Raw genomic sequence first — 18,325 nt, 5'->3', positions numbered from 1 at the left:
GCTCAATTGCTCCCTTCGCGCGCCGAAAGCTCTTGGTGGGTGGTCCGTCGGTTGGTCATGAGCTCCACGAATCGGTCGAAGAGGTAGGAGGCGTCGTGCGGCCCGGCCGCCGCTTCCGGGTGGTACTGCACCGAGTACGCGGGCAGGTCAAGGCATTCCAGTCCCTCGACGACGTCGTCGTTGAGGCACACGTGCGAGACGCGGACGCGGCCGTATGCCGTGTCGCTGTCCTTGTCGAGGGGCGCGTCCACGGCGAAGCCGTGGTTGTGGGCGGTGACCTCGACCTTGCCGGTCGTTCGGTCCATGACCGGCTGGTTGATGCCGCGGTGGCCGTACTTCAGCTTGTAGGTGCCGAAGCCGAGGGCGCGGCCGAGCAGCTGGTTGCCGAAGCAGATGCCGAAGAACGGGATGCCCCGGTCGAGCACCTGGCGCAGCAGCGTGATCTCGTGCTCGGCGCTCGCCGGGTCGCCGGGGCCGTTGGAGAAGAAGACCCCGTCGGGGCCGGACTCCCCCACCGCGAGGACGTCGTCGACCGTCGCGGTGGCCGGCAGCACGTGCACCTCGATGCCGCGCTGGGCCAGGAGGGCGGGCGTCATCGCCTTGATGCCGAGGTCGACGGCCGCGACGGTGAAGCGCTTCTCGCCCACGGCCGGGACGGCATACGGCTCGGTGGTGGTGACCTCGGCGGCGAGCGCGGCGCCGGCCATCTGCGGGCTCGTGCGCACCGCCTCGAGCAGCTCGTCGTCGGAACGGTCTGCGACCTTGCCGCTGAAGATGCCGACACGCATGGCGCCGCGCTCGCGCAGGTGGCGGGTCAGGGCGCGGGTGTCGATCTCGCAGATGCCGACGACGCCCTGGTCGACGAGCTCGTCCTCGAGGTCACGCGTCGCGCGCCAGTTCGACGAGCGGATCGCGGGGTCGCGCACGACGTAGCCGGCAACCCAGATGCGGGTGCTCTCGGCGTCCTCGCCGTTGACCCCCGTGTTGCCGACATGCGGTGCGGTCATGACGATGACCTGCCGGTGGTAGCTCGGGTCGGTCAGCGTCTCCTGGTAGCCGGTCATGCCCGTGGAGAAGACCGCCTCGCCGACCGTCTCCCCGAGCGCGCCGTAGGAGGCACCCCGGAAGATGCGGCCGTCCTCGAGCACGAGGGTGGCCGCCTCTCGGGTTCGGGCGGGCCAGCCGTCACGACTGGGCACGGTCAGGGGTGTCTGGGTGGTCACAGGTCTGCTCCCGAGGTGGTCGCGTTCGTCAGTTCTCGTGGGGTGCCCGCGTCGTTGCGGACGTCGTGGGTGACGCGCCCCGCGTGGACTGTCGCGATGACGGCTCCGTGCAGCGTGCGTCCGTGCCACGGGTTGTTGCGCGAGCGGCTCCGGCTCGTGGCGGCGTCGACGGTGACCTCGCGGTCGGGGTCGACGAGGGTGAGGTGGGCGGGGCTGCCGACGGCGAGCTCCCTTCCCTGGTGGGCGAGCCCGCCGATGCGGGCGGGTGCGCTCGACATGACGCGTGCGACGTCGGCCCAGTCGAGCAGACCCGGACGCACCATGAAGTGGCTGACGACCGAGAGGGCCGTCTCGAGGCCGAGCATGCCGAACGCCGCGTCGACGAAGGCGTGCTCCTTGTCGTGGCGGGCGTGCGGTGCGTGGTCGGTGGCGACGGCGTCGATGGTGCCGTCCGCCAGGCCGGCGCGCAGCGCCTCGACGTCCTCGCTCGGCCGCAGCGGCGGGTTGACCTTGTAGACGGGGTCGTAGCCGAGCAGCAGGTCCGTCGTCAGGGCCAGGTGGTGCGGCGTGACCTCGGCCGTGACGGCGATCCCCTGCGCCTTGGCCCATCGGATGACCTCGACGGTGCCGGCACTGGAGACGTGGGCGACGTGGACGCGCGAGCCGGTGTGGCGGGCCAGCATGACGTCGCGCGCGACGATCGACTCCTCGGCGATGCCGGGCCAGCCGGGCAGCCCGAGCCGGCCGGACACCTCACCTTCGTGGCAGCAGGCCTCTCGGCCGGCGAGCCGCGGGTCCTGCGCGTGCTGGCTGACGACGCCGCCGAAGGGCTTGACGTACTCGAGCGCCCGTCGCATGATCCGCGCGTCGTGGACGCAGTGGCCGTCGTCGCTGAAGACCCGGACCTGCGCTCGTGAGCGGGCCATCAGGCCGAGCTCGGCGAGCTCCGCGCCGTCGAGACCCTTGGTGACGGCGCCGACCGGCACCACTTCGGTGAGGCCGCACGCGCGCCCGAGGTCGAGCACGCGTTCGGCCGCCTCGGCGGTGTCCGTGACGGGGCTTGTGTTGGCCATCGCGAAGACGGCGGTGAACCCGCCGGCCGCGGCGGCCGCCGAGCCGGTGGCGATCGTCTCGGCGTCCTCGCGCCCAGGCTCGCGCAGGTGCACGTGCAGGTCGACGAGGCCGGGCAGGGCGACGAGGCCGTCGGCGTCGACCACCTCGGCGTCGCCCGGTGCGGAGACGGAGCCGACCTCTGTGATGACGCCTTCCTCGACGAGCAGGTCTGCGGCCTGGGCGCCGAGGAGCCGGGCGCCGCGGATCACGAGGCGTGTCATCGGACGGCTCCTTCGGTGGAGGGGACGGCGGCAGGGACGGCGGGGACCGCTACGGGCGTGTCGTCGCCGGCGAGCAGGTGGTAGAGCACGGCCATCCGCACCGCGACTCCGGCGGAGACCTGGTCGAGCACCACCGACTGGGGCGAGTCCGCTGCCTCGGGCGCGATCTCGAGGCCGCGGTTCATCGGGCCCGGGTGGAGCACGAGGACGTCGTCGTTGCGGGCGACGAGCCGCTCGAGACGGTCGCGCGTCAGTCCGTAGCCGACGGTGTACTCGCGCGCCGTCGGGAAGTAGCCGCCGCTCATCCGCTCCCGCTGGACGCGCAGCATCATGACGGCGTCGACAGGGCCGTGCTCGCCCTCGCCGTCGAGGACGGGATCGAGGTCCCAGCTCGTCGCGAAGCCGTCGGCCGCGCTCCAGGCGCCGATGCCGCTCGGCATGAGCGTCGGCGGCGCGACGACGGTGACGCGGGCGCCGAGCGTCTTCAGCGTGATGACGTTGCTGCGGAAGACCCGTGAGTGGGTCAGGTCGCCGACGATGACGACGTGCTTGCCATCGAGGTCACCGAGGCGCGTGCGGAGGGTGTAGGCGTCGAGCAGCGCCTGCGTGGGGTGCTCGTGGGTGCCGTCCCCGGCGTTGATGACACTGCACCGCACCCACTGGGCCACCTGGTGGCAGGCGCCCGAGGCGTGGTGGCGGATGACGAGGGCGTCGACCGCCATGGCGTCGACCGTCATGGCGGTGTCGCGCAGGCTCTCGCCCTTGCTCGTCGAGGAGCCCTTCGCCGACAGGTTGATGGTGTCGGCGGACATCCACTTGCCCGCGATCTCGAAGGAGCTGCGGGTGCGGGTGGAGTCCTCGAAGAAGAAGTTGATGATGGTGCGACCGCGCAGGGTGGGCACCTTCTTGACCTCGCGCCGCTGCAGGTCGTGCATCGAGGCGGCGGTCTCGAGGATGTCCTCGACCTCGGTGCGGCTGAGGTCCGCGGAGGAGATGAGGTGCTTGGTCATCGCGCGTCACCGCCGCTGATGCGCACGACGTCGAGTCCGTCCACCTCGGAGACGCGCACGTGCACGCGCTCGTCGCGCGAGGTCGGGAGGTTCTTGCCGACGTGGTCGGCGCGGATCGGCAGCTCGCGGTGGCCGCGGTCGACGAGGACGGCGAGCCGCACGGCGCGGGGCCGCCCCAGCTCGGACAGGGCGTCGAGGGCGGCGCGGATGGTGCGGCCGGAGTAGAGGACGTCGTCGACGAGCACGACAACCTGGTCGTCGATGCCGCCGTCGGGGATGCGCGACCGGTGGGCGGTGCGCACGGGGTTGCGGCGCAGGTCGTCGCGGTGCAGCGTGATGTCGAGCTCGCCGACGGGGACGGCGTGTCCCTCGACGTCCTCGATACAGGCGGCGAGGCGCCGGGCCAGCGGGACGCCGCGCGAGGGGATGCCGAGGAGGACGAGGCCCTGGCTGCCCTTGTTGCGCTCGAGGATCTCGTGACCGATGCGCCGCAGCGCCCGGGAGATATCACCCTCGCTCATGACGTCTCTGGCGTCGTCGGGGATGCTCGAACGGTCGCCGGATGGCTGGGCGGGCGCACTCAGGTCAGGGCAGGTCACAGCCGCTGGACCTCCTTCCCCGCCTCACAGGACGGTGGTTAAAGGATGTCTTCGCGAGGGAGTCTAACCCGGCCTCGGCCGTGGTCCCGACACGCGTCCGCGTCTCGGCACGGCGGCGGTGGGGTGCCGCGCGTCCACACGTGGAGCCGGCGACACGGCATACGCACGAAGCCACCCGCGAACGGGTGGCTTCCTGCAGGCAGGGCGGCTGAGCGGTCTCAGACGATGGTCGCCTTGACCTCCGCGAGGCGCGCCAGCAGCCCGTTGACGAAGGCCGGCGACTCGTCGGTCGACAGGTCGGTGGCGAGCGCCACGGCCTCGGAGATGGCGACCGCGTCGGGGATCTCGTCGTTCCAGAGCACCTCCCACGCGCCGAGGCGCAGGATCGCGCGGTCGACGGCGGGCATCCGGTCGAGGGTCCAGCCCTGGCTGTAGTCGGTCAGCGCCGCGTTGATGTCGTTCCAGCGCCCGACCACGCCGCGCACGAGCTCCGCGGTGTAGGGGTTGTTCGCGGCCCGCGACTCGCGGTCGGCGAGGCGCTCGTCGAGGAGCGCCTCGGCGTTGAGGCCGCGCTGGTCCGCCTCGAAGAGGATGTCGAGTGCCCGCGTACGAGCCTTGCTGCGTGCTGCCAAGGGAGTTCGCGTCCGATCAGTCGTTGACGCGGCCGAGGTACGACCCGTCGCGGGTGTCGACCTTGACCCGGGTGCCGGACTCCAGGAAGAGCGGCACGTTGATCTGCGCGCCCGTCTCGAGCGTCGCGGGCTTGGTACCACCGGTCGAGCGGTCGCCCTGCAGGCCGGGCTCGGTGTGCGTGATCTCGAGGACGACCGACGCGGGCAGCTCCACGTAGAGCGGCAGGCCCTCGTTGGTGGCCACGAGGGCGTTCTGGTTCTCGAGGAGGTAGTTGGCGGCGTCGCCGACGACGGTCTCCGACACGTTGAGCTGGTCGTAGGTGTCGGTGTCCATGAAGACGAAGTCGGTGCCGTCCTTGTAGAGGTACTGCATCGTGCGCTTGTCGACGTTGCTCGTCTCGACCTTCGTGCCGGCGTTGAACGTCTTGTCGACGACCTTGCCGGACAGGACGGCCTTGAGCTTGGTGCGCACGAACGCGGGCCCCTTGCCGGGCTTGACGTGCTGGAACTCGACGACGGACCAGAGCTGTCCCTCGATGTTGAGCACCATGCCGTTCTTCAGGTCGTTGGTCGTAGCCATCGTGACAAACCGCTTTCGTATGCCGGCCGGCTCGCCGGGTGCCGCTGGGCACGCAGGAGCCCCGGGCGTTCGTTGACGTGGGGAGTTGCCGCACGAGTCTAGCCGGGCGCCCTGCGGATCGCGGAATCGCACAGAGCCGCCGCCGACGGGCCCGGTGTAGGCTCACCCGCTCCCCCACCCCGCAACACACCGAGCAGGTCACGACTCACCGGCGTCCGATCCCGGTGGGTTGGCACCTTCTCGGTGTGTTCCGCTGCAGGAAGGCCGCCGCGTGACCTCGCTCGACCACGGACTCGACAGCGAGCTCGCCCGGGAGCAGGCCTACCTCGACGACGCGCGGGCGCAGCTGGCGCGGATGCGCCGGCTGGCCGAGTCGCTCGACGCGTCCAAGGCCAGCGACGCCGTCTCCGGCGAGGTGCTCAGCCGAGTGCTGGCGCGGCGCATCGCCTCGCTGCAGGACGACCCGCGCACGACGCTCTTCTTCGGCCGCATCGACGTCGAGGCCGTGACCGATCCGCCCGAGCAGTTCCACATCGGTCGTCGGCACGTCACCGACGAGGCTGGTGATCCCGTGGTCGTCGACTGGCGCGCCCCGATCTCGACGGCCTTCTACCGTGCCTCGCCGATCGACCCGATGGACGTCGTGCTGCGGCGGCGCTTCGGGGTCGACCGCGGGCGACTGACCGCGCTCGAGGACGAGCACCTGCGCGAGCAGGAGCAGCCGGACGGGATTGCGGGCTCGCTCCTCTCCGCCGAGATCGAGCGCCCCCGCACCGGCCCGATGCGCGACATCGTCTCGACGATCCAGCCGGAGCAGGACGAGATCGTCCGCAGCGATGTCGCCGTCAGCGTCTGCGTGCAGGGCGCCCCGGGCACCGGCAAGACCGCCGTGGGGCTGCACCGCGCCGCCTGGCTGCTCTACTCCTTCCGCGAGCGCCTCGACCGCTCGGGCGTGCTCGTCGTCGGGCCCAACCGAGCGTTCCTCGACCACATCGGCGCGGTGCTGCCCTCGCTCGGCGAGGTGCGCGTCGGGCACGCCACCATCGAGACCCTCCTCGACCACGGCAGTGTCCGCGCCGACGAGCCGGCCGACGTGGCGACCCTCAAGGGGGATGCGCGGCTCGCTGTCGTGCTGCGCCGGGCCGTGTGGGCGAGCATCGTGCGTCCCACGGAGGCGCTCGTGGTGCCGCGCGGCGTGCGCAAGTGGCGCGTGCCGGCATACGAGGTCGCCGAGCTCATCGACGAGCTGGCTGCCCGCGGCGTGCGCTACTCGGCCGCGCGTGACCTCCTCCCCCAGCGGCTCGCCCACCACGTGCTGCTCGAGATGGAGCGGGCCGGCGACGCGCCCGACGACCGCGTTCAGGACGCCGTCGCGCGGTCCGCGCCGGTCAGGAGGTACGTCGCGTCGGTGTGGCCGGCGCTCGACCCGCAAGCTGTCCTGCACCGGCTGTGGTCCGACGCCGGCGCGCTGCGGGCCGCGGCCGGTGACGACCTCACGGACGTCGAGCAGGGAATGCTGCTCTGGGAAAAGCCGATTCGGACGAAGGGCGCGGCCCGCTGGTCGCTCGCCGACATGGCGCTGCTCGACGAGCTCGACGACCTGCTGCGACGGGTCCCGAGCCTCGGCCACGTCGTGCTCGACGAGGCTCAAGACCTCTCCCCCATGCAGCTGCGCGCCGTCGGGCGGCGCTGCTCGACGGGGTCGGTGACCGTGCTGGGCGACATCGCCCAGGGGACCACGCCGTGGGCGACCCGGTCATGGGACGACGCGATGCGCCACCTGGGCAAGGAGGAGCACGACCTCGTCGTGCTCGACCGTGGCTTCCGCGTGCCGGCGCTCGTCATCGACTTCGCCGCCCGGCTGCTGCCGTCCATGGCGCCGGGGCTCGGCGCTCCCGTGTCGGTGCGTGAGAACCCCGGCCGGCTCGACATCCGTCCGGTGGAGGTCGACGACCTTGACGCCGAGGTCGTGAACGCGGTGCGGCGTGCGGCGGAGTCCCCCGGCTCGGTGGGTGTCATTGCCGCCGACGAGGCCGTGGACCGGCTCTCCACGGTGTTCGCGGCCGCGGGCCTGTCGCACGGGCGCCTCGACCGGGACCACGGTGACGACGAGGACCACCAGGTCGAGCTCGTGCCCGCGCGGGTCGCCAAGGGCCTGGAGTTCGACCGCACCGTCGTCGTCGAGCCGGCGGCGATCACGGCGGCTGAGCCCGACGAGCGCACGGGGCTTCGGCGTCTCTACGTCGTGCTGACCCGCGCCGTGTCAGAGCTGACGGTCGTGCATGCCGAGCCGCTCTCGGGCGCGCTCGCCTCTGCCTGACCGGGCGCTTGGGGTTGCGTCGTGACACGGGTGGTCACTGGAGCCCGCGGTGCGCCGCCCAAACCTCGCCGGCGCGATCGGCCGCTGCATCGACGAGCGCTGCCAGCTCGGGCCGGTCGGGAACGGCGAACGAGACGTACGCCCCTCGTCCGCCCTCGACCGGCCGGCCGTACGCCTTGGCCGCGAGGTGTCCGTTCGGCAGCATCCGGACGTTGAGGGTGTCGAGCCGGAACGTCTGCCCGCGGCGGGTGTCGGTCCACCGCAGCGGCTCCGGGATGGAAACGTTGATCGCCATCGCGCTGATGACGAGGTCCTCGTCCTCGTTCATGATGGCAGGCTCCCACGGCCCGACGGCCGAGGGCGCTTGTACTGGCGCGCGGCGATGCCCGAGCCCGTCTCAGGGCAGGAGCCGTGCGGTTCCCCGTGTGGACGAGGACGATCTCGTGCGCTGCGCGGCCGTTGATCGGGTAGCTGCTCCCAACGACGTCGACCTAGGTCAGGCCGCGGGCGGCGCCTCGCGGTGTTGGCTGAGCTCGGCTTTCGAGGCACCGCTCACGACGGCAGGATGTTGATCACCCGGGAGAGCACCACGGCGAGAACTGCCAAGGAGATCATCGACTGGACCGCCATCAGCGCCTTGACGCGACGGGTCAGCGGGAGGGTGTCCGTGGGACTGAACGCGACGACATTGGTGAACGCGACGTAGAGGTGGTCGGGGAATCGTGGCTGCCAGTCGGGTGGCGCCAGTCCCTCCGTGGAGGTCTGGGGGAACTGGAAGTCGGGATAGCGCTCAGCGCCGGCCTGGCGCGCGTCGGGGCCGCCGCCGTCGATCTGCCAGTAGAGCAGCCCGAAGGTGACGATGTTGGTCGCGAGCAGGGTCACAGCCGTGACGAGCAGCTGGGTCACCGTCGGTGGCGTCTCGCCCTGAGGAGTGCTTCGCAGGACAAGTGTCACGAGCCTGGCCGCGGCGGCGGTGTTCGCCCCGATGAGGACGGCGAAGAGTGACAGGACCAAGGGGCGGGCAGCCCGCGGGACAGGGCCAGGCTTGGCAGCAACGACGAGGAGGATGAGGACGACCATCGCCTCGATGGCGGGGACGGCCAGCGGCGGTCCTTCACGGATTCTCGCGGGCACCAGGACCTGCGGAAGGATGACCAGGGTGAGGGCGACCAGGGGCCAGACGTAGGTCTCCGGCGAGGATGCGGCACGCGTCTGCTCGGAACCGACGGCACCGGGCAGGCCGGGCTGGGCACCGGTCGACGGCTCGTTGGGCATGGGCCCATCATCCGCCGAGTAGGTACGGCCGTCAGCCGACCATGGATCTGGTGATGAGACGAATCCAGCTGGCCCGCTCACTGACACCCAGTCGAGCTCGTATGCCGTGGCCGGCACCTCCCGCACAGCACTCCGTTGCCGACCACGAGGCAATCTGCGGCATCGCCACCCTTCCCGACGTGGAGCAGTCGAGATCCAGCATGCCCGCGCCGTGGCATTCGAAGATGCAGGTGGGGTGCACCGGCCTACTGCGCTCATGCGCCGATGCTCCCGTCGACCCCCTCGCGCAGCAGGTCGAGATGTCCGCAGTGCTGGGCGTACTCAGTGATCATCCGGAGCACCAGCCAGCGCAGGTCGACGTCCTCGTACCAGTCCAGAGGCCTGGCGATGTCGTCAAGGTCGTGCGCAGCGACAATCTCGCGCGATACGGCACACTCCGCGCGCCAGGTCTCCTGGTCGGCGGCGAAGTCGGCGTCAGCAGGAGGGTTGAAGTCGAGGTCGGGCTGGTCTTCCGTGAAGAAAAGGAACGGCACGTCTCGGCGTTCGAAGTTCTGCTGGAACCACCAGCGCTCGACGCCGGCAAGGTGTCGGACCAGGCCGTGCACGGACATCGTGGACGGCGGCATGGAGCGGGTCCGCGCCTGCTCTGGGGTGAGCCCGCGGCACTTCATCTCCACCGTCGCCCGGTAGTACTCCAGGTATGCCGTGAGCGCCTCACGCTCGCCGGCCACGCGCGGGATGCGCGGGCGGTCGTCGTCGACCCAGACCGGCGCGAAGTCGTCGTCGGTGAGGCCGGATTCCGACCGGGCATCGCCGTCCGTGAGAGGGTCCTCCACCATGCTCGCCACTCTGCCATGACCTCCGGCGCGCGCTACGTGTCCGTGCCCAGACGAAAGCGCAGCGCAGGTCACCCCTGCGCGCCACCGCCCACGAGAGCCGGGGACGCGTCGGCCGATGACCGTGGCGGGTAGTTGGAGCGGTCGTGCTGCTGGCCGCGGGCGGGACGGCGTACGCGTGTGAGCATCGCGCTCCCCGGCGCCTCCAGGCGGTGAGCGCCGACAGAGTCGGCTCGCCACACCCCCGGCGGCCCTCATGCACGATCGCGTGGCTTGGAGTATGCCGTGACGTCGAGTCGAAGAGGGTGCCGACGTGCTTCGGCAGCGACGCGCACAGGTGGTCGGCGATAGTGGCAGCCAGCTACATGTCCGCGACGACCGTCAGTGGTCCGTCGAGGACGGCTGTGTGCACAGCAGTCTTCGCTTCGGCTCCGCAGTCGGTCTCCTCGATTGACGATTCACGATATGAGAGTGAGCCGCTCATCCAACCGCCGCCGTTGGCTCCTGTATGGGTCGGGAGTTGGGGCAGGTGTCGGCCATGGGACCGTTGGCTCGCACTCGACGAGCTTCAAGCACCTGTGGTCGGACGACGTTTGGTTCTGTGCCCTCAACTGCATCCGAGCGGCCCGCGATCGCCGTGCAGGGGCGACACATGCGTGCCGAGGTGACGGTCGGCCTCGCCGCGGGACGTGCAAGCGGCTCGTTCCATGTCGTGCGTGGCACCGGCGCGGTCGCGGTTGCGGCGGTCGTGCCAGTAGGCAGCAGCGATCACCAAGACGCCTGCCAGCCGCCAAGCCGGCCATCCTGTCGGTGAGCGGTGACAGGATGGCAGCATGTCGGACGAGGTGACGCCCGAGGAGTTGGCCGGCCAGTCGGTGATCTCCTTCGCCACCGTCTCCGACTGCGAGGCCTGGTTCGCCGAGCACTACGCCGACCACCGCGGCTTCTGGCTCAAGATTGGCAAGATGGGCGCGGCCGAGACGGTCACCTACGTCGAGGCGCTCGACGTCGCTCTCTGCCACGGCTGGATCGACGGGCAGAAGCGGGGATACGACGAGACCTACTGGTTGCAGCGCTTCACTCCGCGCGGGCGGCGGAGCAAGTGGTCGCAGACCAACCGGGACAAGGCCGAGGCGCTGATCGAGGCCAATCGCATGCGCCCGGCCGGGCAGGCGCAGGTCGACGCGGCGAAGGCCGACGGCCGGTGGGCGGCGGCCTATCCCGGTCAGAAGAGCGCCACGGTCCCCGACGACTTGGCTGCCGCGCTCGCGGCCGACCCGCAGGCCAAGGCGTTCTTCGAGACACTCACGGGCGCCAACCGCTATGCGATCCTCTACCGCGTCCACGATGCGAAGAAGCCGGCGACCCGGGCCACGCGCATCGCGAGGTTCGTCGAGATGTGCCACAACCACGAGACCGTCCACTGACTGGTGGCCAGGCTCGGCGATCTCGCGGATCGGCCGGGACGAGGTCGCTCACGGCGGCGTACCACCTCCGGACGTCAGCCGCTCGATCCTGGCCAGCAAACGACTAGGGGACGAGGGCCTTACGCCGACCGGTGTCGCCCCGCGGAACGTCCGGACATCGGCTGTGGGTAAGAGTCAGGCCTCGCGACGGGAAGCGAGACGGGGACCTCCAGGTCACCTCCGGGATGCCGCCCCTGGCTCTCCCTTCCGGCGCCGGACGCAGCTGCTCTCCGCCTTCTCACCGCCTGAGTCGACGAGACTCTGGTGTCAGACGAGGGCGCGCAGAGCGAGCAGGTAGCTCTGCAGGCCGAAGCCCGCGACCGTGCCGGTGGCAACGCCGGCGACGACCGAGGTGTGCCGGAACTCCTCGCGCGCAGCGGGATTGGACAGGTGCACCTCGACGAGGCTGCGACCGCTCGTCGTCACGATCGCGCACGCGTCGCGGACGGCATACGAGTAGTGCGTGAAGGCGCCCGGGTTGAGCACGACGTCGGCGCCCATGTCGACGGCCTCCTGCAGCCAGTCGATGAGCTCGCCCTCGTGGTTGGTCTGGCGGCAGTCGGCGACCAGGCCGAGGTCACGTGCCTCGCGCTGGACGGCGGCGTGGACGTCGTCGAGCGTGTCGGAGCCGTAGATCTCGGGCTCACGGGTGCCGAGCCGGTTGAGGTTGGGGCCCGACAGGACGAAGACCGTGGGTGCCGTCATGGCCGCGAGTCTAGTGAGCGCGTGCGCCGACGCGTCGCGACACGAGGCCGTAGGCCGCCTGCAACAGTGTGTCGTCCGGCCCCGCGAGCCGGGCCGGACGAGCCAGCCCGTCGAGCACGACGAACCGCAGCCTCGAGCCCCGCGACTTCTTGTCGCGACGCATCGCGGTCAGCAGCTCGTCCCAGCGGCCGGCGGCATACGTCGTGGGCAGACCGAGCGACTCGAGGACCGAGCGGTGACGGGCGACGAGGGCGTCGCCCTCTTGGCCGTCGAGATGACCGGTGAGGCGGGCGAGCTCGGCGACGTAGACCATGCCGACGCTGACCGCCTCGCCGTGGCGCCACGTGTAGTGCTCGACCTGCTCGATCGCGTGCCCGAACGTGTGGCCGTAGTTGAGGATCTCGCGCAGCGAGCTTTCGCGCAGGTCGGCGGCGACGACGTCGGCCTTGACGCGCACGGCGCGCTCGATGAGCTCGCGCAGGTGCGGGTTGGCAGCGCTGCGCGCGCGCCCCGCGTCGTCGGCGACCGCGGACTCGACGAGCTCGAGGATGACGGGGTCTGCGATGAAGCCGCACTTGACGACCTCCGCCAGTCCTGCGACGAGGTCGGCCCGCGGCAGCGTGGCGAGCACGTCGACGTCGCAGAGCACACCGGCCGGCGGATGGAAGGCGCCGACGAGGTTCTTGCCCTCCGCGGTGTTGATGCCCGTCTTGCCGCCGACCGCCGCGTCGACCATGCCGAGCAGGGTCGTGGGCACCTGGACGACGCGCACCCCTCGCAGCCACGATGCCGCGACGAAACCGGCGAGGTCGGTGACCGATCCCCCACCGACGGCGACGACGGCGTCGGAGCGGGTGAAGCCCGCCTGCCCCAGACGCGCCCAGAGGTCGGCGGCGACGCCCGCCGTCTTGGCCGCCTCGGCGTCGGGCACCTCGGCGACCTGAACGGCATACCCCGCCTCCTCGAGCGACGCGGTCACCCGGGACGCCAGCTCGGGAAGCGTCGGGGCGTGGACGAGCAGGACCCGCTCCACGTCGGGGCCCAACAGGTCGGTGACGCGCCCGAGCACGCCGGAGCCGATGACGACGTCGTAGTCGTCGCCGACGGCGATGGTCGTCGGGCCGGTGTCACCGCTCACGCGCGGGCCGCCTCGAGCTCGATGACGACATGGTCGACGACCTCGTCGGGAGTGCGCCCGGCGGTGTCGACCCGCACGGTCGCCACCCGCTCGTAGGTGGGACGGCGCTGGTTCATCATCGCCACCCACGTCGCACGCGGGTTGACCGACAGCAGTGGACGCGAGCGGTCGAAGCCGATGCGCCGGCTAGCGTCGGCGATGGCGACGTCGAGGAAGACGACGGCGTGGCCGGCGAGCGCCGACTCGGTGAGCGGGTCCATCACGGCTCCCCCGCCGAGCGACACGACGCCCCGCTCCTCGGCGAGCGCCCGGGCCACCTCGGCCCGCTCCAGGTCGCGGAACACGGACTCGCCGTCGTCAACGAAGATGTCGGAGATCGGTCGGCCCTGGGCCGCCTCGATGGCGGCGTCGACGTCGTGGAAGCGGACGCCGAGGCGCGTGGCGAGCGCCCGGCCGACGGTGGTCTTGCCGGCGCCGGGAGGGCCGACGACGACGGCCACGGGACGCGCGGGCGTGGCTGCTTCGTTCACCATGTGCGCAGCCCCTCCCGGATGCCGTCGAGGTATGCCGCGTGGTTGCGCGAGGTCTCCGTGACCGAGTCGCCCCCGAACTTCTCGAGGCACGAGGCGGCGAGGACCAGCGCGACCATGGCCTCGGCCACCACGCCGGCGGCCGGCACGGCACACACGTCCGAGCGCTGGTGGATCGCCGTGGCCGCCTCCCCCGTCGCGACGTCGACCGTCGCCAGCGCTCGCGGCACGGTGCTGATGGGCTTCATGGCTGCCCGGACTCGGAGCACCTGACCGGTCGACATGCCGCCCTCGGTGCCGCCGGCCCGACCGGTGCGACGGGTGATGACCCCGTCGACCAGCTCCATCTCGTCGTGCGCCTGCGACCCGCGGCGACGGGCCGTCTCGAAGCCGTCGCCGACCTCGACGCCCTTGATCGCCTGGATGCTCATCAGCGCCTGGGCCAGCTGCCCGTCGAGCTTGCGGTCCCAGTGCACGTGCGACCCGAGGCCCGGCGGCACACCGTAGGCGAGGACCTCGACGACCCCGCCGAGGGTGTCGCCGTCCTTCCGGGCCGCGTCGACCTCGGCCACCATGGCGGTCGAGCCGTCGGGGTCGAGGGCGCGCACCGGGTCGGCGTCGAGGCGCTCGACGTCGTCGGGCGTCGGCAGCGCAGCGCCTTCAGGCACACCGGCCGTCCCGATCGAGACCGTGTGCGAGACGAGGCGGATGCCGTAGGACTGCTGGAGGAAGCGCGCGGCGATCTCACCGAGCGCGACGCGGGCGGCCGTCTCGCGGGCCGAGGCGCGCTCGAGCACGGGACGGGCGTCCTCATGGCCGTACTTCTGCATGCCGACGAGGTCGGCGTGGCCGGGCCGCGGTCGGGTCAGCGGCTTGTTGCGCGCGACCTCCTTCTCCGCGTTGACGTCGTCGGAGGCGGCATACGCCTCGTCGCTCACGGCCTCGGGGCTCATGACGGTCGTCCACCTGGGCCACTCGCTGTTGCCGATTCGCACGGCGATCGGCGATCCCAGGGTGACGCCGTGGCGCAGCCCGCCGAGGAACTCGACCTCGTCCTGCTCGAACTTCATCCGGGCCCCGCGGCCGTAACCGAGGCGACGCCGCGACAGCGCGGCCTGCAGGTTCTTCGCGCCCACCTCGACCCCCGCTGGGAGGCCCTCCATCATGGCGACGAGGGCAGGGCCGTGCGACTCACCGGCGGTCAACCAACGCAACATGTCCCGATCCTCCCACGCAGCCCGGGACCGTCCCCGACGTGCCCGCTCCGCGGAACCGGCGCGGGCGACCGGCTCACAGGAGCGGGCGCACCTGCACCACGAGCGAGACGAGCAGCCCCAGCAGCATCCACGGCCCGAACGCGATGTCGTCCTTGCGCGTGCCGCGGCGCAGGACGAGACGCACGAGCCCGTAGACCCCCGCGAGGATGAACGCGGCATACGACGCGACGAGGGTCGTCGACACGCTGACGTAGCCGGTGGCGAGCCCCACGAGCCCTGCGAGCGTCACGTCGCCGAAGCCGAAGCCGCTGCCGAGCAGTGCCGCCACCAGGGCGAGCAGGAAGTAGATCGTCCACAGCGCCGCGCCGGCGATGGCCGCTCGGCGCAGGGCCTCCCAGTCCCCCGACGCGAGCGACGCGAGCGCGAGCTGCCCGACGAGCAGGGGGTATGCCGGCCGGGTCAGTCCGCGAGGCAGGCGGTGCACGTCCGCGTCGATCCAGGCAAGAGCGACGGCAACGAACGCGAAGGCGAGGTAGGCAGGGGTCAGGGCCCACAGCGCGACGGGCCCGAAGCGCCAGGCCAGCAGGCCCCAGAGCAGCGCCAGAGCGATCGGCACGATCAGGGACGACACGCGCGGATGGGGCCCCGTCTCGTCGTCGAGCCGGTAGCCCCCCGAGGCCAGCCGCCGTCGGAGGACCTCGCCGACCAGTCCACCGGCGAGGGCGATGAGCACGACGAACCACCACGGCGACCCGACGGGGTCGACCCACGTCATCGGCGGCATCACCGGGCCGCGAGGGCGTCGCGCAGGGCGGCCGACATGGCCGCCAGGGGTGCGGTCCGACCGGTCATCAGGCGCACCTGCTCGGTGGCCTGGTGCAGCAGCATGTCGGTGCCGTCCGCCACGCTCCACCCGCGGCCTCGGGCGGCGAGCTGCAACGGCGTCTCGCCCGCGCCGTAGACGACGTCGAGCAGGACCGGGAGCCGCGCGCCGGGACGCGGCCGTGGCAGGCGCTCGAGTCCGGTCACCGCCGAGGCCGGCACGGTGCTCACGACCGCATCGACCTCCGAGGCGGCCTCCCACCTACCCATCGGCACCACCTCGACGGTGATGCCGGCGGCCTCCGACTGCGCGAGCGTCTCCGGGCGCACCTGGTCACGCACCATGAAGACCACGCGGGCCGCGGCCGGGGTGCCCGAGGGGACGCCGGTGGCCAGGGCGGCCACCGCCGAGCGGGCCGTGGCCCCCGACCCGACGACGAGCAGGCTCCTCGGGCCCTCCGCCCCGGCGAGTCGCAGGGCCATGGTGATGCCGTGGACATCGGTGTTGTGCGCCGCCCAGGCCGGCGGGTCGGCGGTGTCACGCACGAGCGTGTTGGCGGCACCAGTCGCGGTGGCGACCGAGTTGGCCGTCGTGGCCGCCCGCAGGGCGAGCTCCTTGAGCGGCATCGTCAGCGACAGGCCGCGCCAACTGTCGTCGAGACCGGCGAACGCCGCGGCGAAGCTCGCCTCGTCGACCTCGCGCCGCTCGTAGGACCAGCCGGTCAGGCCGAGGTCGGCGTACGCGGCGCGGTGCAGCACCGGCGAGAGGGAGTGACCGATCGGGCTGCCCCAGACCGCGCAGCGGCGGACCGGGACCTGCCCGTCGCTCAGCACTTGCCCTTGTTGTCCGCGCACCACTTCTGGAACTGGGCGACGTTGCGCTGGTGCTCCGGGTAGGTCGCGGCGAACTTCGTCTCACCGGTGTCGAGGTCGACCGTGACGAAGTACAGCCACGGGCCGGCCACGGGCTTGGCCGCAGCCGCCAGCGCGCTGTCACCGGGGTTGGAGATCGGACCCGGTGGCAGGCCGGGGAAACGGCGGGTGTTGTACGGGCTGTTGCTGTCGAGCATCTCCTGCGTCGGGACGCCGCGCTTCTTGAAGATGTAGTTGACCGTCGAGTCCATGCCGAGCGACATCTTGCTGGCCAGGCGGTTCTCGATGACGCGGGCGACCTTCGCGCGGTCGCCCTCCGTCTTGGCCTCGCCCTCCACGAGGCTCGCCACGGTGACGACGCGCTCCATCTGGTCGGGCGCGATGCCGAGCGCGGCAAGCCGCTTGGTCGACTCGGCGACCATCTGCTTGATCTGGTCGAGGGCCGTGGACGTCGGGCCGAACTCGTAGCTGGCCGGGAAGAGGTAGCCCTCGAGATTGCCCTTGGCCGACGGCGGTAGCCCGAGCTCCGAGACCTTCTTGGCCGCGGCGGTGTACTCCGCGACCGGGATGCCGGAGGTGGCCGACAGTCGGGCGAAGATCTCGTTCGCCCAGAGGCCCTCGGGGATCACGACGCGGGTGATGACGCGGTTCTTGGGGTCGATCAGGATGGCGAGGGCGTCGGACGCCTTCATCTGCTTCTTCATCTCATAGACCCCGGGCTGGATGCCGGCGCTCTTCGGCTCCCCGTTGGCAGCGTCGATGAAGGCCTTGCTCGACTTCACGACATCCTCGTCGGCGAGCGTCTTGGCGATGGCGGTGCCCCCGGCGCCCGGGTCGACGGTCACCCGGATCTCACCCGAGCCGGGCCCGGCGTAGTCGTTGGACTCGAAGAAGGTCTCGACGACCGGCCGCAGCGCCTTGTACGCCACGGCGACGCCGCCACCGATGACCGCCAGGGCGAGCACGATGACCACGAGCCGGCGGGCCACCGACGGCTTGCCGCGGGGAGCACCGCCTGACGGAGCACCGCCTGACGGTGCCGCGGCGGCGCGACGGCCGCTCCGGCGGCGGGCTGCCAGCTCCTGCTCACGCATCTCCCGACGGCTCAGGGTCGGCCCGGCCGCCGGCGGCCCGGCCTGGGCGGCTCCCGTCTGCTCGAGGTGCTCGACATGATCGACGTTGTCGACGTGGTCGACGTACTCCTCGTGCTCGAGGGTGTCCTCGTGGTCGCCGAAGATCGATGACTCAAGGTGGTCCTTCATCGACGACGTTCCTTCTTCCGTTTGCCCCCCGGCGTGACGATTTCCCCTGGCGGCCTGCCCGAGAGCGCCTCGGTGTCGAGGGCCGACTGCAGGATGAGCACCGCGGCGGCCTGATCGACGACAGCCCGTTGCCCCCTGCCCGGGACCCCGCTCTCGCGTAGTCTGCGGTGCGCATCCACGGTGGTCAAGCGTTCATCGACCATACGCACCCCAACACTACCCAGTCGAGCCGCGAGCCGACCGGCGTAGTCGCGGGCCAGGCGGGCCGCCTCCCCCTCCTCGCCGGAGAGCAGTCGGGGCAGCCCCACCACCACCTCGATGGCTTCGAGCTCGAGGGCCAGGGCGACGACGGCCTCGACGTCGGAGTCGGCGTCCGCATCCCGGGAAAGGGTGCGCACGGGGTGCGCGAACGTCCCGGAGGAGTCGGACGCGGCGACGCCGACGCGGGCGAGGCCCACGTCGACGCCGATGCGTGCCCCGCGGCGGGATCGGGCGTCGTCCAA

Annotated in this window: 19 protein-coding genes; 2 read left to right on the top strand and 17 right to left on the bottom strand. The window is 71.6% G+C overall.

Annotated features, from left to right (window positions below; translation table 11 throughout):
• Nucleotides 1-2: 2 nt before the first annotated feature.
• From carA to efp, 6 genes are all read right to left on the bottom strand, one after another.
• On the bottom strand, nucleotides 3-1,223 hold the full coding sequence (carA, locus tag AC3WRT_RS13030; protein WP_492722519.1) for a glutamine-hydrolyzing carbamoyl-phosphate synthase small subunit: 1,221 nt from the start codon (nucleotides 1,221-1,223) through the stop codon (nucleotides 3-5).
• Nucleotides 1,220-2,557, bottom strand: a complete 1,338-nt coding sequence (locus AC3WRT_RS13025; protein ID WP_492722517.1) for a dihydroorotase — start codon at nucleotides 2,555-2,557, stop codon at nucleotides 1,220-1,222. The genes carA and AC3WRT_RS13025 overlap by 4 nt, the downstream gene beginning before the upstream one ends.
• Nucleotides 2,554-3,567 carry an aspartate carbamoyltransferase catalytic subunit gene (locus AC3WRT_RS13020; protein ID WP_492722515.1) on the bottom strand — a complete coding sequence of 338 codons (1,014 nt, stop codon included), beginning with the start codon at nucleotides 3,565-3,567 and terminating at the stop codon, nucleotides 2,554-2,556. The genes AC3WRT_RS13025 and AC3WRT_RS13020 overlap by 4 nt, the downstream gene beginning before the upstream one ends.
• Entirely contained in the window at nucleotides 3,564-4,112 is a 549-nt protein-coding gene (gene pyrR, locus AC3WRT_RS13015; protein WP_492722618.1) for a bifunctional pyr operon transcriptional regulator/uracil phosphoribosyltransferase PyrR, read from the bottom strand. Before pyrR ends, AC3WRT_RS13020 begins: the two co-directional genes overlap by 4 nt.
• A 272-nt stretch (nucleotides 4,113-4,384) precedes the next feature.
• The gene (nusB, locus tag AC3WRT_RS13010) at nucleotides 4,385-4,798 is read right to left on the bottom strand and encodes a transcription antitermination factor NusB (RefSeq protein ID WP_492722513.1); all 414 of its coding nucleotides are present in this window, start codon (nucleotides 4,796-4,798) and stop codon (nucleotides 4,385-4,387) included.
• A gap of 16 nt (nucleotides 4,799-4,814) precedes the next feature.
• Complete coding sequence (gene efp / locus AC3WRT_RS13005; protein WP_492722511.1) at nucleotides 4,815-5,378, bottom strand: elongation factor P; 564 nt, start codon at nucleotides 5,376-5,378, stop codon at nucleotides 4,815-4,817.
• Nucleotides 5,379-5,649: 271 nt separating this feature from the next.
• Between efp and AC3WRT_RS13000 the strand changes: the two genes are divergently transcribed.
• Nucleotides 5,650-7,698 carry a HelD family protein gene (locus AC3WRT_RS13000; RefSeq protein WP_492722509.1) on the top strand — a complete coding sequence of 683 codons (2,049 nt, stop codon included), beginning with the start codon at nucleotides 5,650-5,652 and terminating at the stop codon, nucleotides 7,696-7,698.
• A 34-nt stretch (nucleotides 7,699-7,732) separates the two neighbouring features.
• Here AC3WRT_RS13000 and AC3WRT_RS12995 read toward each other — a convergent pair whose 3' ends face one another.
• The 3 genes from AC3WRT_RS12995 to AC3WRT_RS12985 form a co-directional block, all read right to left on the bottom strand.
• A complete protein-coding gene (locus AC3WRT_RS12995; RefSeq protein ID WP_492722508.1) occupies nucleotides 7,733-8,026 on the bottom strand; it encodes a hypothetical protein in 294 nt (97 codons plus the stop codon).
• A gap of 224 nt (nucleotides 8,027-8,250) precedes the next feature.
• Complete coding sequence (locus AC3WRT_RS12990; RefSeq protein ID WP_492722506.1) at nucleotides 8,251-8,973, bottom strand: hypothetical protein; 723 nt, start codon at nucleotides 8,971-8,973, stop codon at nucleotides 8,251-8,253.
• Nucleotides 8,974-9,227: 254 nt separating this feature from the next.
• A complete protein-coding gene (locus tag AC3WRT_RS12985) occupies nucleotides 9,228-9,812 on the bottom strand; it encodes a DinB family protein (protein WP_492722504.1) in 585 nt (194 codons plus the stop codon).
• Between the two features lie 830 nt (nucleotides 9,813-10,642).
• Here AC3WRT_RS12985 and AC3WRT_RS12980 point away from each other — a divergent pair.
• Nucleotides 10,643-11,236: a YdeI/OmpD-associated family protein gene (locus tag AC3WRT_RS12980; protein WP_492722502.1), complete on the top strand. Its 594-nt coding sequence runs from the start codon at nucleotides 10,643-10,645 to the stop codon at nucleotides 11,234-11,236.
• Nucleotides 11,237-11,542: 306 nt separating this feature from the next.
• Here the strand turns inward: AC3WRT_RS12980 and aroQ are convergent, their stop codons facing one another.
• The 8 genes from aroQ to ruvX all read right to left on the bottom strand — a co-directional run bounded on the left by aroQ (nucleotide 11,543) and on the right by ruvX (nucleotide 18,325).
• The gene (gene aroQ, locus AC3WRT_RS12975) at nucleotides 11,543-11,980 is read right to left on the bottom strand and encodes a type II 3-dehydroquinate dehydratase (protein WP_492722500.1); all 438 of its coding nucleotides are present in this window, start codon (nucleotides 11,978-11,980) and stop codon (nucleotides 11,543-11,545) included.
• Between the two features lie 10 nt (nucleotides 11,981-11,990).
• Nucleotides 11,991-13,118 (bottom strand): 3-dehydroquinate synthase, encoded by a 1,128-nt coding sequence (gene aroB, locus AC3WRT_RS12970; RefSeq protein WP_492722497.1) that lies wholly within the window; start codon nucleotides 13,116-13,118, stop codon nucleotides 11,991-11,993.
• The gene (locus tag AC3WRT_RS12965) at nucleotides 13,115-13,651 is read right to left on the bottom strand and encodes a shikimate kinase (RefSeq protein WP_492722494.1); all 537 of its coding nucleotides are present in this window, start codon (nucleotides 13,649-13,651) and stop codon (nucleotides 13,115-13,117) included. The genes aroB and AC3WRT_RS12965 overlap by 4 nt, the downstream gene beginning before the upstream one ends.
• Nucleotides 13,645-14,865: a chorismate synthase gene (gene aroC / locus AC3WRT_RS12960; protein WP_492722491.1), complete on the bottom strand. Its 1,221-nt coding sequence runs from the start codon at nucleotides 14,863-14,865 to the stop codon at nucleotides 13,645-13,647. Before aroC ends, AC3WRT_RS12965 begins: the two co-directional genes overlap by 7 nt.
• A 73-nt stretch (nucleotides 14,866-14,938) precedes the next feature.
• Nucleotides 14,939-15,640, bottom strand: coding sequence for a prepilin peptidase (locus AC3WRT_RS12955; protein WP_492722490.1), 702 nt, complete (start codon nucleotides 15,638-15,640; stop codon nucleotides 14,939-14,941).
• An 8-nt stretch (nucleotides 15,641-15,648) separates the two neighbouring features.
• Nucleotides 15,649-16,521: a shikimate dehydrogenase gene (locus AC3WRT_RS12950; RefSeq protein ID WP_492722487.1), complete on the bottom strand. Its 873-nt coding sequence runs from the start codon at nucleotides 16,519-16,521 to the stop codon at nucleotides 15,649-15,651.
• Nucleotides 16,515-17,822, bottom strand: coding sequence for an endolytic transglycosylase MltG (gene mltG / locus AC3WRT_RS12945; RefSeq protein ID WP_492722484.1), 1,308 nt, complete (start codon nucleotides 17,820-17,822; stop codon nucleotides 16,515-16,517). The genes AC3WRT_RS12950 and mltG overlap by 7 nt, the downstream gene beginning before the upstream one ends.
• A complete protein-coding gene (ruvX, locus tag AC3WRT_RS12940; protein WP_492722483.1) occupies nucleotides 17,819-18,325 on the bottom strand; it encodes a Holliday junction resolvase RuvX in 507 nt (168 codons plus the stop codon). The genes mltG and ruvX overlap by 4 nt, the downstream gene beginning before the upstream one ends.

This window comes from Terrabacter sp. FW104-15G4B, from assembly GCF_058790095.1.
This window is presented reverse-complemented; position numbering and strand designations above follow the sequence as displayed.

Bases quoted from the DNA above. Each gene is read 5' to 3' on its own strand.
- AC3WRT_RS13025 (WP_492722517.1), bottom strand. From the start codon at position 2,557: ATGACACGCCTCGTGATCCGCGGCGCCCGGCTCCTCGGCGCCCAGGCC.
- AC3WRT_RS13020 (WP_492722515.1), bottom strand. From the start codon at position 3,567: ATGACCAAGCACCTCATCTCCTCCGCGGACCTCAGCCGCACCGAGGTC.
- efp (WP_492722511.1), bottom strand. From the start codon at position 5,378: ATGGCTACGACCAACGACCTGAAGAACGGCATGGTGCTCAACATCGAG.
- AC3WRT_RS12995 (WP_492722508.1), bottom strand. From the start codon at position 8,026: ATGAACGAGGACGAGGACCTCGTCATCAGCGCGATGGCGATCAACGTT.
- AC3WRT_RS12990 (WP_492722506.1), bottom strand. From the start codon at position 8,973: ATGCCCAACGAGCCGTCGACCGGTGCCCAGCCCGGCCTGCCCGGTGCC.
- AC3WRT_RS12985 (WP_492722504.1), bottom strand. From the start codon at position 9,812: ATGGTGGAGGACCCTCTCACGGACGGCGATGCCCGGTCGGAATCCGGC.
- AC3WRT_RS12980 (WP_492722502.1), top strand. From the start codon at position 10,643: ATGTCGGACGAGGTGACGCCCGAGGAGTTGGCCGGCCAGTCGGTGATC.
- aroQ (WP_492722500.1), bottom strand. From the start codon at position 11,980: ATGACGGCACCCACGGTCTTCGTCCTGTCGGGCCCCAACCTCAACCGG.
- AC3WRT_RS12965 (WP_492722494.1), bottom strand. From the start codon at position 13,651: ATGGTGAACGAAGCAGCCACGCCCGCGCGTCCCGTGGCCGTCGTCGTC.
- aroC (WP_492722491.1), bottom strand. From the start codon at position 14,865: ATGTTGCGTTGGTTGACCGCCGGTGAGTCGCACGGCCCTGCCCTCGTC.
- AC3WRT_RS12955 (WP_492722490.1), bottom strand. From the start codon at position 15,640: ATGACGTGGGTCGACCCCGTCGGGTCGCCGTGGTGGTTCGTCGTGCTC.
- mltG (WP_492722484.1), bottom strand. From the start codon at position 17,822: ATGAAGGACCACCTTGAGTCATCGATCTTCGGCGACCACGAGGACACC.